Source organism: Mycobacterium sp. EPa45 (genome assembly GCF_001021385.1).
Taxonomy (GTDB): domain Bacteria; phylum Actinomycetota; class Actinomycetes; order Mycobacteriales; family Mycobacteriaceae; genus Mycobacterium.
This window is the reverse complement of sequence record NZ_CP011773.1, coordinates 917397-930300: the sequence shown is the minus strand read 5'-3', so window position 1 is coordinate 930300 and position 12904 is coordinate 917397. Positions and strand designations below refer to the sequence as shown.

Genomic DNA, 12904 nt, shown 5'->3' with positions numbered 1-12904 from the left:
TGACCGAATCCGGCTGATCGAGGCCGTTGGGGTGGTGGGGCAATGACGAGCACGCTGCGCGGCGGCGCTGCGGCGCTCAGCCTTGCCGTCGCGACCATGGTGTTGGCTTCCACACAGCCACAAGCCCTGAGCACGCCCGACTTCGACCTGGCCGCGCTGATCATCCACGGCACCCCGGAGAACCCGACCGGGGACGCGCTCTTCGACTTCTTCGACGGCGAATTCAAGCACAGCGCCGATGGCGGGATCCTGTACGCGAACTACCTGGGCGGACCCGTCGGCCTCTATGGAGCCATGCAGGCCCCCGACACCGACAGCGAGGTACTCGCCGACGACGTCCCCACTCTCGAACTCATGGCCCCGGCCGACCCGTCCGGCAACGTCTTCCACATCAACTACGAGTTCGACGCGCACGCGCAGACGCAGGTGGTCAACGTCTTCACCGACGCCAATGCGATGGCCAACCACGACTCCAAGCCATCGGTCGACAAGTCCGGCGGGGTGGACTGCACCGGCACCACGTCCTGCCAGACCGATCCGCGCACCCAGATCACCACGCTGACCTACCCGGACGGCGTCGTCGCGATCATCCAGCGGATCAACAACATCACCCTGGTCGCCTACAAGACCCTCGGCGCCGCGGTACGCGGTGAAGCCCTACCCGCACCCATCCCCGACGCGCCGCCCGCGCCGCCCGCGCCACCGGCGGTGCAGCCGGGCCCGGCCGCCGCGGTGCAGACCAGTCCAACGGCTCCCCCGCCCAGCCCGACCCCAGCACCAGTCGGCGCGCCCGCAGCGCCCGCCACCAGCACCGGACCCCGCCTGAACGTCGTGCGGCCTGCGCCGAACTTCACTCCGGGACGCTCCGACGACTCGGCCTCGACATCCGGCGCCGGCACCAGCCTGTCCGACAAAACCGACAAGCTGGTCAATGACGTGCTGACGCGGGTGTCGGACACGGTAAAGGGGTTTTTCGACCACACCGCGACGGGTCCGGGGGCCGGCCGGCCCCGCCCGGTCCCCACGGCCGACGAGCCGTGATCCACGCCACCACCAAGGTGTAGAACCCGGCGGTTCGGGAAACGCAACAACGGTCCGATGCTTCACACACATCAAACGAGCGCCATGACAAGGCAATTCGCGTAAAGGACTATGACTTCACTAACGACGACGTACCTCGCTGCCAACGAACTTCACGACTTCTGGAACGGCAATCTGGGCGAGTGGCTGCGCACCAAAGGCCTGCACATCGTGCTGGTGATCATCGCCGCGTTGATCGGCACCCGGATCATCAACTGGGTCGCCAGCAAGATCGCGCGCCGTCTCAACACCGGCCATGAATTGGTGCGCTCGGAAAGCGCCAAGCACCGCGCCGCGGTCGCATCGGTGATCTCGTCGGTGGCGATCGCGATCCTCTACACCGTGGTGGCCGTCGACGTCTTCGACCAACTCGGCCTGCCTATCGGCTCGCTCGTCGCGCCGGCTGCCGTGCTGGGTGCCGCCCTTGGTTTCGGTGCCCAGCGGATCGTGCAGGACCTGCTCAGCGGATTCTTCATCATCACCGAGAAGCAATACGGTTTCGGCGATCTGGTGGCACTGACGGTCAGCGGATCGTCCGCCGAAGCTCAAGGCACTGTCGAGGACGTCACCCTGCGCGTGACGAAGCTGCGCACCAGCGACGGTGAGGTCTTCACCATCCCGAACGGGCAGATCGTCAAGGCGTTGAACCTGTCGAAGGACTGGGCGCGTGCCGTGGTCGATATTCCGGTGCCCGCCACCGCGGACCTCAACAAGGTCAACGACGTGCTGCACGAGGTGGCGACTGCCGCCACCTCCGACAAGCGACTTGACGAGTTGCTGCTCGACGAGCCCGCCCTGATGGGCGTCGAGAGCATCAAGGTCGACACCGTGAACCTGCGCATGGTGGCTCGCACCCTGCCGGGTAAGCAGTTCGAGGTGGGCCGCCAGCTGCGCGCGATGGTGTTGCGCTCACTTCGTCAGGCCGGCATCGTCAGCCCGACCACGAAGACCAACGTCGCTGCGGTGGCTACGTCCAGTTAGTGGCCTAGTGTCCGGCCATCTTCTCGAGCCGGGCGATCCGGTCCGAAATCGGCGGATGGGTGGAGAACAGCTTGCCGATCTTCTCACTGGCGCGAAACGGGCTGGCGATCATCAGGTGGGCCTGGTCGGCAAGCTGAGGTTCGGGAGGCAGCGGCGCGTTCTCCACCCCGCCGCTGATCTTGCGCAGCGCCGATGCCAGCGCCAGCGGATCACCGGACAGTTCGGCCCCGGACTCGTCGGCCTGGTACTCCCGCGACCGGGACACAGCCAGCCGGATCAAGGTGGCAGCGATCGGCCCGAGCAACGAAACCAGCAGCAGCGCAAACGGATTGGGACCACCTTCGCGGTTGTTGCCGCCGAACATGCCGGCGAACATCGCGATGTTAGCCAACGCGGTGATCACCGACGCCAGCGCACCGGCCACGCACGAGATGAGGATGTCGCGGTTGTAGACGTGGGACAGCTCATGGCCGAGCACCGCACGCAGTTCACGCTCGCTGAGGATGTTGAGGATCCCGGTGGTGACGCACACCGCCGCATTGCGCGGGTTGCGGCCGGTGGCGAACGCGTTGGGGTTGGCCGTGTCGCTGATGTAGAGCCGCGGCATCGGCTGGTGCGCGGCGGTGGCCAGTTCGCGGACGATCGAGTAGATCTGCGGCGCCTGAACCTCGGTGATGGGCTGGGCGTGCATGGCGCGCAGCGCAAGCTTGTCGGAGTTGAAGTACACGTAGACGTTCATGCCGATGGCGAAGACCAGCGCCAGGAACATCACGTTGCGGCCGAACAGTGAACCGATGAAGACGATCAGCGCTGACATCCCGACGAGCAGCGCGAACGTCTTGAACGTATTGGCGGTCGGGTGCCAAGTCATCAAATCCTCCTACGAGCAAACGCACTGTTCGGGAGATTAACGCCTCGCACCAACCGTCTGGTTCCGCGAATCGCCGGTCAGCCGTGGCGGTTGATCGTGTAATCCATCAGTGATGCCAGTGCCCGACGGCCCGGCCCGTCCGGCAAACCGGCCAGCTCCTCGCCGGCCTGCTCGGCGTAGCGCTGCACGGTGGCCTTGGCTTTGGTGATGCCGTCGCCGGCGCGCAGCAGCGCCAGCGCCTCGGCCAAGGTGTCGTCGTCCTCGACGGGACCTTTCACCAGCTCACGCAGCCGATCCGCATCGTGGCCGGTGTCTTGCAGCGCATACAGCACCGGCAGCGTGTGCACGCCTTCACGCAGGTCGGTGCCCGGGGTCTTGCCCGACTCATCGGGGTCGCTGTCGATGTCGATGATGTCGTCGGAGATCTGGAATGCGGTGCCGACGATGCCGCCGAGCCGGCTCAGCCGTTCGATCTGGTCTTCGGTGGCACCGGCGAACGTGGCCCCGAACCGACCGGACGCCGCGATCAGGCAGGCGGTCTTCTCGTAGATCACCTTCAAGTAGTGATCGACCGGATCCACGCCGTTGGTGTTGCCCTTGGTTTCGCGCATCTGGCCGGTGACCAGCTGGGCGAACGTTTCAGCGATGATCCGCACCGCGTCCGGGCCCAGGCGGCTCACCAGCCGCGATGCCGTCGCGAACAGGTAGTCGCCGGCAAGAATCGCGATGTTGTTGCCCCAGCGGGCGTTGGCACTGGGCGCCCCGCGGCGCATCTGCGCCTCGTCCATGACGTCGTCGTGATAAAGCGTGGCCAGGTGCACCAGCTCGATCACCGCGCCGGCCACCGTGACCTGCCAGGCGTCGGGCTCCGGGCCGATCTGGGCCGACAGAACCGTGAACAGAGGGCGGAAACGCTTGCCGCCGGCTTCGAACAGGTGGACAACGGCTTCGGTCATCAGCTCGTCACCGCCCCGCAGTTCGGTGCTCATGAGCTCTTCGACACGACCAACCCCGTCGCGGACGCTCTTGGCGAACGCCGGGTCACCAAAGTCCACCCCTGCTACCACCGTGGCCGGAGTACTCACCCTGCCAACATACTGGTGGCATGGACTTGCGGTCAGACGTGGTCATCGTCGGGGCCGGGCCGGCCGGCTCGGCGGCGGCCGCCTGGGCAGCCCGCCGCGGCCACGACGTGCTCGTCATCGACGCCGCCGAGTTCCCACGCGACAAGCCGTGCGGCGATGGGCTGACCCCCCGCGCGGTCCTCGAGCTGCAGCGGCTCGGGCTCGGCGAGTGGCTCGACGGCCACATCCGTCACCACGGGCTTCGGCTCTCCGGGTTCGGTGCCGACGTCGAGGTCCCGTGGCCCGGGCCGTCATTTCCGTCCGGCGGATCAGCAGTGCCGCGCACCGAACTCGACGACCGGATCCGCAAGGTCGCCGAAGACGCCGGTGCGTCCATGCTGCTCGGCGTGAAAGCCGTTGATGTATCCCGTGATTCGCGCGGTAACGTCGATGCGGTGGTGCTGGCCGACGGGTCGCGGGTGTCGTGCCGCTGGGTGATCGTTGCCGATGGCGCTCGCTCTCCGTTCGGTCGGGTGCTCGGCAGGCAGTGGCATCAGGAGACGGTGTACGGGGTGGCCGTGCGCGGATACCTCGCATCGCCGCGGTCTTCGGAGCCGTGGATCTCTTCCGATCTGGAACTTCGCTCGGTCGACGGGCAGGTGCTACCCGGGTACGGCTGGATCTTCCCGTTGGGCAATGGCGAGGTGAACATCGGCGTCGGCGCGCTGGCCACGGCGAAGCGGCCCGCCGATGTGGCGTTGCGGCCGCTGATCAAGCACTACACCGACCTCAAGCGCGCCTCGTGGGGGTTCGAGGGTGCGCCGCGTGCGGTGTCCTCGGCGTTGCTGCCGATGGGCGGGGCGGTCTCGGGCGTCGCCGGACCCAACTGGGTGCTGATCGGTGACGCCGCCGCCTGCGTGAACCCGTTGAATGGCGAGGGCATCGACTACGGACTGGAGACGGGGCGACTAGCGGCCGAGATGCTGGGCTCCGGTGATCTGTCGTCGGCGTGGCCGTCTGCGCTGCAGACGCATTACGGGCGCGGCTTCTCGGTGGCCCGCCGCCTGGGGTTGCTGCTGACGTTGCCGCGCTTCCTGCCGCTGACCGGGCCGATCGCAATGCGGTCCGCCCGGATGATGAACGTCGCGGTGCGGGTGATGGGCAACCTGGTCACCGACGAGGACGCCGACCTCGTGGCGCGGGCGTGGCGCGTAGCCGGGATGGGATCGCGAAAACTGGACCGCCGCAAGCCTTTCAGCTGACCCCCGGCGCGTTGAGTGAGCGCTGACGCAGCGATTTGCGGCAGTTTCTCTGCGTCACCGCCCAGGTAATGGAGTCGGTGCCGCCGGAATGGCAAATTTGACAAAACTTTGCAGGATTGGCGCTAGGCTGCCGCGCATGAGTGATTACGACGCGATCATCGTCGGGGCCGGACACAACGGCCTGACCGCAGCGGTGGTGCTGCAGCGGGCCGGTCTGCGCACCCTTTGCCTGGAGGCCAACACCTACAGTGGCGGCATGTCGGCCACCGTCGAACTGATCGACGGGTTCAAGTTCGAAATCGCCGGCTCCGTGCGCTTCCCCACTGCCCAGAAGATCAACAGCGAGCTGGGTCTGGACACCCTGCCGACCATCGAGTCGGAAATCATGTCGGTCAACCTCGGGGAGAACGGCGAGGAAGCGATGGTCTTCCACAGCGACCCGATGGCGATGATGACCCATCTCAACGACAAGCACGGCATGGAAGCCGTGATGGCCATGGCCAACCTGTATGCCTGGAGCACCGGCCCCGGTAAGGCGCTCGGCCGCTTCGACGCCTTGGCCCTGCCGAAGACCATCGACGAGATGTACGCCTGTGCCGCAGACGAAAACGAGCGGCGCGCCATCCACGAGATGCTGTTCGGCTCGGCGATGGACGTCGTCGACCGGTTCCTGCCCGACAAGGACAAGCACGCCGTGATCCGCGGCATGCTGGCGTTCCTGGCGGTCAACTCCACCTACCGCGGGCCGTACACCCCCGGCAGCGCAACGTGTTTGGCGTTCGCGATGGCCATGCCGCCGGAGGGCGGCCAGATGACCACCAAGCTCAAGGGCGGAATCGGAGTGCTCGCCGATCATCTGCGCGACCTGTTCATCGAGGCCGCCGGCGAGATGCGCTACCGCACGAAGGTCGAACAGATTCTGGTCGAGGACGGCAAGGTCATCGGGGTGCGACTTCGCGGCGGCGAAGTGATCACCGCGCCGGTCGTCGTGTCCAACCTTGCGCCCGAGACCACGCTGCTGGATCTTGTTGGCGTTGACCATCTTCCGTCATCGCTGGTGACCCGCCTCGGCGGGCGCGACCACCGGGCGTCGTTCATGCAGATCCACTTCGCCCTCGATGGCCTGCCCGAGTACGCCGCACCCTATGACTTCCTCAACGAGCCGGGAATGCAGATGTCGGTGGGCATGTTCGGTTCACCCGAAGAGCAGCAACGCCAATGGGAAAAGGCCCGTGGCGGTGAGGTGCCCGACAACCCGGCGCTGTCGATCCAGATGCCCACGGTCGGCGACCCCGAGATGGCGCCTGAGGGCAAGCACGCCGCCAGTGTGTATGCCTACGGCTTCCCGGTCGAAGCTCCGCGGGATCAGCATGGCCACCTGAAAACCGTGATGGCGGAGCGGGTTGTCGACAAGATCACCCGCTACGCGCCGAACTTCAAGGACATTCTCATCCGCGACATCACGTTCGCGCCGTATCACATGAACACCATGTTCGCCGCGCCCAACGGCGACTTCTGCCACGGACTGCTGCAGCCCGAGCTGATGGGCGTCAATCGGCCGGGCCCCAAGGGGTTCATCGACGAGCCGATCCCGATCGAGGGTCTCTACCTCGGCGGAGCGGGCTGCCACGGCGGGCCGGGCATCACGTTCGTCCCGGGCTACAACGCCGGGTATCAGGTGCTGGCCGACGCGGGCCGCTAGCGATTTTTAGCGATTTCGGCGCGGTTTCATTCGCTCAGCGGCGGTTTGCGCGCCGAAATCGCGAAAGAGTCAGGCCTTGACGGCATAGTGCAGCGCGACGATGCCGCCGGTGAGGTTGCGCCACCGTACGTCGGTCCAGCCCGCGTCGCGGATCTGCCGGGCCAGCGTCGCCTGGTCGGGCCAGGCCCGAATCGACTCGGCCAGATAGACGTAGGCGTCTGGATTGCTCGACACCGCACGGGCCACCCGCGGCAGCGCCTGCATCAGGTACTCCTTGTAGACGACGGAGAACACCGGCACCACGGGGGTGGAGAACTCGCACACCACCAGCCGGCCGCCCGGGCGCGTGACCCGCGCCATCTCGCGCAGGCCGACGGGATGGTCGACGACATTGCGTAATCCGAAGCTGATCGTCACCGCGTCGAACACCGCGTCGTCGAAGGGCAGCTTCGTCGCGTCGGCGGCGACTTTCGGCACCGGCCGCTCGGCGCCGGCCCGCAGCATCCCGACCGAGAAGTCGGCGGCCACGCACCACGCGCCGGACTTCGCCAGCTCGACCGTCGACACCGCAGTGCCGGCGGCCAGGTCCAGTACCCGGTCACCAGGTCCGATGCCGAGCGCCGAGCGGGTTGCCCGGCGCCAGGAGCGGTCCTGCCCCAGCGAGAGCACCGTGTTGGTGATGTCGTAGCGACGGGCGACGGCGTCGAACATCGACGCCACATCGCGGGGATCCTTATCCAACGTCGCGCGGCTCACGATGCCGACGCTACCCGAGCGGGAATGCTTCGCCCGTCCATGCGTTGGCTAGACGCATGAGCGAAAAAGTTTGGTTCATCACCGGCACATCGCGCGGCTTCGGCAGGGAGTGGGCGATCGGCGCCCTGGACCGCGGCGACAAGGTTGCTGCCACGGCGCGCAACACCGACACCCTGTCCGACCTCGTGGACAAGTACGGCGACGCGATCTTGCCGATCCAGCTCGACGTCACCGACCGCGAGGCCGACTTCGCCGCCGTCAAGCAGGCCCACGACCACTTCGGCCGGCTCGACATCGTGGTCAACAACGCCGGCTACGGGCACTTCGGCTTCATCGAGGAGCTGAGTGAGAAGGACGCGCGCGACCAGCTCGAGACCAACGTCTTCGGCGCGTTGTGGATAACCCAGGCCGCCCTCCCCTACCTGCGGGCCCAGGGCAGCGGCCACATCGTCCAGGTGTCCTCGATCGGCGGTATCACCGCGTTCCCGCTCGTCGGGATCTACCACGCCTCGAAGTGGGCGCTGGAGGGTTTCTCGCAGGCGCTGGCCCAGGAGGTCGCGCCGTTCGGCATTCACGTCACGCTCATCGAGCCGGGTGGCTTCGACACCGACTGGTCCGGGCCGTCCTCGAAGCGCTCGGCCGAACTGCCCGACTACGCCGAATTGCACCGCCAGGTTGACGAGGCCCGCAAGCAGCGCTGGGCGGTGCCGGGCAATCCCAAGGCGTCGGCGGCAGCCATCCTCAAAGTCGTGGACGCGCAGACGCCCCCGCTGCGGGTGTTCTTCGGGGAGTCGCCGCTGCAAACCGCCAAGGCCGACTACGAAAGCCGCATTGCCAACTGGGAGAAGTGGCAGCCGGTCGCCGTCGAGGCCCAGGGCTGACTACATCGCGTGTGCGTCGACTCTCTGTAATTGACGCGCACGACTCGCCATCCGTTCACTGAGGTGAATGAGTCGATCCTCATGCCCAGCGGGCATGGTGTAAGCCAACTTACGGAGTTCGACTGCGAATTCGCTGAGATCTTGGCGATACGTCGCATCGGTCATTCGGACGCCCCCCGAGTCTTGGAGAGGTGATGTTTGCATTTGCATTTAGCTTCCCCCGCTTGGCATTAAGTGTGCGCCAGCCCACAGGCTAAGAAAAGGTTTCTCAGGAACAATTAAGGAAAGTGGTTGGCGTGGCGCAGGACTCAGGCCGCACGGCTCCGCCGCCCGTCCCGGCGCACCGCTTCGTAATGGCCGAGGAGCTCGTCGCAGATCGCGGGCCACGTCCGGCCGAGCACGCTGCGGCGGGCGGCCGGCGAATAACGGGCCCGCTCGTCGAGCAGATGATCTACCGACTGGCCAAGGCGCGCTTCGAATTCCGCGACCGTCAATAACAATCCGGTTCGGTATGGTGCCACCAGATCGCGGGGGCCACCCGCGTTCGGCGCGATGACGGGCAAGCCAGAAGCCATCGCCTCCTGCACGGCCTGACAGAAGGTCTCGTGCTCGCCCGGGTGGACGAAGACATCCATGCTCGCGTACGCGGCGGCCAACTGCGCGCCATACAGCGCGCCGGTGAACACCGCCGACGGCATCAGCGACTGCAGCTTTTTCCGGTCGACACCGTCGCCGACGATCACCAGCTGCAGATCGTTCCGGCGGGCAAGCACGGCCAGCCGTTCGACGTGTTTCTCCGGCGCCAGCCGCCCGACGAAGCCGACGATCGGCTTGCCCGCCGGTGACCAGCGCGCTCGCAAGTCCCCACTGCGTGCCGACGGCGCGAAGCCGGTGACGTCAACACCGCGGGCCCACTGATGCACCCGGGGGATGCCATGTGCGGCAAGATCTTCCATCGCAGCGGTAGACGGTGCCAGCGTGCGGTCGACGCGGGAGTGCAGGTGCCGATTCCAGGCCCACGCGGCCCGAGAGGCGACGCCGACGCCGTAGCTCTCGGCGAATCCGGCGATGTCGGTCTGGTACACCGCCACCGTCGGCACCCCGAGGAACCGGGCGGCGTGCAGCCCGCCGTACCCGAGCAGTGCCGGCGAGGCCAGGTGCACCACATCCGGATCAAAGCCGCGCAGCACTCCCACCATGCGCGGCCGGGGCACCCCCAGCGGCAGTGACGTCACCTTGGGGAACATTTTCGAGGGCACCCGGTGCACCCGGATTCCGTCGTGAATCCGCTCGGCCGCAGGTTCACCGCGTGGGGTGTCCGGGGCGATGACGAGCGCTTCATGACCGGTGCGGCGGAGATGTTCGAGCACCCGCAGCACCGAGTTGGTGACTCCGTTGACGTTGGGCAAGAAGGACTCGGCGACAATGGCAACGCGCACGACTTCGAGGTTGTCAGCGGCGTCTGTCACCGAGGTTGCGCTCAGGCATACCCGACACGAAAACCAGGTGGAACGCGGTACCGTGCGAGCATGCGGTTCTGGTCTGTGCTGGTGGTCGCGCTGGTGGTGCTGGTCACAGGTTGCAGCAGGGAAATAACCGGTGTGGCACAGGTTGATCCGCACGGGCCGGGGACGGCGTTGAGCAAGGACGGTTTCGGCATCGTGGCGGGCGACCCCAGTGCGCGGGTTCACATCGAGCTGTACACCGAACCGCAATGCAACCACTGTGCGGACCTGCAGAAGGATTTCGGTGATCAGATGGCCCGGTACATGAACCTCGGCCAGCTGGTCGTGACCTACCGTCCGCTGACGTTTCTCGATGACCAGCCGGGCGGTTATTCCGACCGGGTGAGCAACGCCCTGTTCCTGGCGGTCGGCCCGAACACGTCCGCCAAGACATTTCAGGCGTTCGTCGAAGACCTTTGGGGCCACCAGGATTCACACGGCAAGGGGCCCAGCGACGCCCAGATCGCCGACATGGCACGAGAAAGCGGTATTCCCGCCTCAGCGGTCGATGCGATGCGGGCGGCCAAACCCGCACTGGACGTCCAGCAGATGGCCGACACCAACTTCGAGTATCTCTACGAGATCGACCCGGTCAACTCCGGCACCCCAACGGTATTCGACTTGAACACCAACGAGAAGATCGACATCTACGACAACAACTGGTTGTCCAAGCTGATGTCGACCTGAGTCACCCGGCGCTCCGCCAGAACCAGCCCGGTCAGCACCAGCCCCCCGATGAGCCACGCCACCACCGCGATCGACCCTGCCGGGATGATGGCGAGTGCAGCGGTGCGGTGTTGCACCCGAACGAGATCCGGGTTGTTCCGGTCGTACTCGACGTAGATCCGCATCCCCTCGGCCAGCTCCGACGGATAAAGCACACCGAGCTCGGGGCGGTAGGTGACGCGGTCCGGGGTGACGAACTCGATCGTCGAGCGGCGGGGGCCGGCGGACAACACCTCTGCCTGTGCGACGCCCATGTTGCGTTCGATCTGACGATCATTGCGCCAGGCCCCGGCCACCAGCAGAAGCGACTGCAAGGTGACCAGTCCGATGATGATCCATACGGCGCACTTGGTCCAGCGCAACACTTTTCGCCGTGTCGTGTCGGCGACATCAGGATCGCGCCGGGGCAGGGCGGCTGTCAGCAGGGTCAGCAGGCGGGCGATCACAGTGCCGCTCGGATCGCGGCGTGCAGTTGCCGCAGCGACGAGCGGTCGGCCTTGACCTCCAGCACCCGCATGCCCTCATGCGTCTCGGCGAGCGCACCGCTGAGCTCGTCGACCTCGATCTGGCGGGCATCGATGTGATACGCCCGGCACAGCGCGCCGACGTCGACGTCGTGCGGGGTGCCGAAAATCCGCGACGACACGTCGGAGAACCGTGGGTCGCCCTGCTCGAGGAGTTCGAAGATGCCGCCACCGTTGTCGTTGGACACCACGATCGTCAGGTTCTTCGGCGTCGGCTCGGTGGGGCCGATCAACAGGCCCGAGCTGTCGTGGACGAACGTCAGGTCCCCGATCAGACCGATGGTCCGGCCCGTGTGCGCCAACGCGGCGCCGATGATCGTCGACACGGTGCCGTCGATACCGGCCACCCCACGGTTGGAGCGGACCTTGATGCCCTCGGTATTCAGCCCGACGAGGGCCGCGTCGCGGACCGGGTTGGAGGCGCCGAGGACCAGCTGGTCCCCCGGGCGCATCGCATCGGCGACGGCGGCCGCGACGTGCAGGCCGGTCGTCAACGGGTGGGCGGCCAGCTGCTGGCGCACGGCGTCCATCGTGTGCGCGTTGACCTCCGCGCAGCGCTGCAGCCACGCCGGGTCCGGCGTACCGGTGGTCTCAGCGCGCGTGCCAGTGGCCGCGGAGTTACCCGAGACGTCCGGCCAGCGCGGCCCGGTGGTCAACGCGTAGACCGGCACCGACGGGTCGGCCAGCAGCGTCGACACCGGCCGGTGCAGCGTCGGGCGGCCCAGCATGATCACCTGGCGGGGTTTGAGCAGCGGGAGCGCCAACGGGTGCAGCGGGTTGGCGGCGGGCGGGGCCGTCGGCTCGGCGACCGTCGGCAGCGCGGCCAGATTCGGATGGACACCGGCGCCGTGCCCGGCGATCACCACGGTGTCGGGGGTGAGGTCGATCTCCAGCGGCTGGTCGAACGCCACCGGCGGGGTGTATGTCCACGGCTTGCCGTCCGGCCGGCCGGGCGGGATGTCCGCCGCGGCGGCCTCGGCGTCCGGCACGAGCGGCTCGCGCAGCGGGATATCGAACTGCACCGGGCCGGCGTTGGCGGTGCGGGCGCCGGTCGCGGCGGCCAGTACCCGGCAGGTCGCCGAGCGCCACTGCGCGTTGAGCGAGTCGAGCTTGTTTGCCGACTCCTCGGCCAGACCCAGACTGATCGCGGCGCGGACCTGCGTGCCGAAGTAGCCGAGTTGCTCGAAGGTCTGGTTGGCGCCGGTGCCCAGCAGCTCGTAGGGCCGGTTGGCCGAGAGCACGATCAGCGGCACCCGTGCGTAGTTGGCCTCGACGACCGCGGGTCCCATGTTGGCCACCGCGGTGCCCGATGTCATCGCCACGCACACCGGCGCGCGTTCGGCCACCGCCAGCCCGATCGCCAGGAAGCCGGCGGTGCGCTCGTCGATGCGGACGTGCAGGCGCAGCCGGCCGGCCCGGTCGGCGTCGGCCAGTGCGAAGGCCAATGGGGCGTTACGCGAACCCGGACACAGCACGACGTCGCGGACGCCGCCGCGGATCAATTCGTCGACGACGACGCGCGCCTGAGCCGTCGATGGGTTCATTACTACAG

General features: G+C 67.1%; 12 protein-coding genes. 6 read left to right on the top strand and 6 right to left on the bottom strand.

Annotated elements, in window-relative coordinates; genetic code table 11:
- Positions 1–42 precede the first annotated feature (42 nt).
- Positions 43–1041, top strand: coding sequence for a hypothetical protein (locus tag AB431_RS04350; protein ID WP_047328906.1), 999 nt, complete (start codon positions 43–45; stop codon positions 1039–1041).
- A gap of 111 nt (positions 1042–1152) precedes the next feature.
- Positions 1153–2061 carry a mechanosensitive ion channel family protein gene (locus tag AB431_RS04345; RefSeq protein WP_047328905.1) on the top strand — a complete coding sequence of 303 codons (909 nt, stop codon included), beginning with the start codon at positions 1153–1155 and terminating at the stop codon, positions 2059–2061.
- A gap of 4 nt (positions 2062–2065) precedes the next feature.
- Here the strand turns inward: AB431_RS04345 and htpX are convergent, their stop codons facing one another.
- Complete coding sequence (gene htpX / locus AB431_RS04340; RefSeq protein ID WP_047328904.1) at positions 2066–2932, bottom strand: zinc metalloprotease HtpX; 867 nt, start codon at positions 2930–2932, stop codon at positions 2066–2068.
- A 77-nt stretch (positions 2933–3009) separates the two neighbouring features.
- Positions 3010–4017, bottom strand: coding sequence for a nonaprenyl/(2E,6E)-farnesyl/geranylgeranyl diphosphat synthase (grcC1, locus tag AB431_RS04335; RefSeq protein ID WP_200902693.1), 1008 nt, complete (start codon positions 4015–4017; stop codon positions 3010–3012).
- Between the two features lie 20 nt (positions 4018–4037).
- Between grcC1 and menJ the strand changes: the two genes are divergently transcribed.
- Positions 4038–5258 carry a menaquinone reductase gene (menJ, locus tag AB431_RS04330; protein ID WP_047328903.1) on the top strand — a complete coding sequence of 407 codons (1221 nt, stop codon included), beginning with the start codon at positions 4038–4040 and terminating at the stop codon, positions 5256–5258.
- Between the two features lie 136 nt (positions 5259–5394).
- Positions 5395–6960 carry an NAD(P)/FAD-dependent oxidoreductase gene (locus AB431_RS04325; protein ID WP_047328902.1) on the top strand — a complete coding sequence of 522 codons (1566 nt, stop codon included), beginning with the start codon at positions 5395–5397 and terminating at the stop codon, positions 6958–6960.
- 69 nt (positions 6961–7029) lie between these two features.
- Here AB431_RS04325 and AB431_RS04320 read toward each other — a convergent pair whose 3' ends face one another.
- Positions 7030–7716: a demethylmenaquinone methyltransferase gene (locus AB431_RS04320; protein WP_047328901.1), complete on the bottom strand. Its 687-nt coding sequence runs from the start codon at positions 7714–7716 to the stop codon at positions 7030–7032.
- 56 nt (positions 7717–7772) lie between these two features.
- On the opposite strand from AB431_RS04320, the gene AB431_RS04315 reads away from it, so the two are divergent.
- Positions 7773–8597 carry an SDR family oxidoreductase gene (locus AB431_RS04315; protein ID WP_047328900.1) on the top strand — a complete coding sequence of 275 codons (825 nt, stop codon included), beginning with the start codon at positions 7773–7775 and terminating at the stop codon, positions 8595–8597.
- A gap of 308 nt (positions 8598–8905) precedes the next feature.
- Here AB431_RS04315 and AB431_RS04310 read toward each other — a convergent pair whose 3' ends face one another.
- A complete protein-coding gene (locus tag AB431_RS04310; protein ID WP_047333072.1) occupies positions 8906–10036 on the bottom strand; it encodes a glycosyltransferase family 1 protein in 1131 nt (376 codons plus the stop codon).
- 90 nt (positions 10037–10126) lie between these two features.
- On the opposite strand from AB431_RS04310, the gene AB431_RS04305 reads away from it, so the two are divergent.
- Positions 10127–10789: a thioredoxin domain-containing protein gene (locus AB431_RS04305; RefSeq protein WP_047328899.1), complete on the top strand. Its 663-nt coding sequence runs from the start codon at positions 10127–10129 to the stop codon at positions 10787–10789.
- On the opposite strand, the gene AB431_RS04300 is transcribed toward AB431_RS04305, so the two are convergent.
- Together AB431_RS04300 and menD are read right to left on the bottom strand one after the other, a co-directional pair.
- On the bottom strand, positions 10750–11271 hold the full coding sequence (locus AB431_RS04300) for a DUF3592 domain-containing protein (RefSeq protein ID WP_047333071.1): 522 nt from the start codon (positions 11269–11271) through the stop codon (positions 10750–10752). The genes AB431_RS04305 and AB431_RS04300 overlap by 40 nt on opposite strands.
- The gene (gene menD / locus AB431_RS04295) at positions 11271–12896 is read right to left on the bottom strand and encodes a 2-succinyl-5-enolpyruvyl-6-hydroxy-3-cyclohexene-1-carboxylic-acid synthase (RefSeq protein ID WP_047328898.1); all 1626 of its coding nucleotides are present in this window, start codon (positions 12894–12896) and stop codon (positions 11271–11273) included. Before menD ends, AB431_RS04300 begins: the two co-directional genes overlap by 1 nt.
- Positions 12897–12904: the final 8 nt, after the last annotated feature.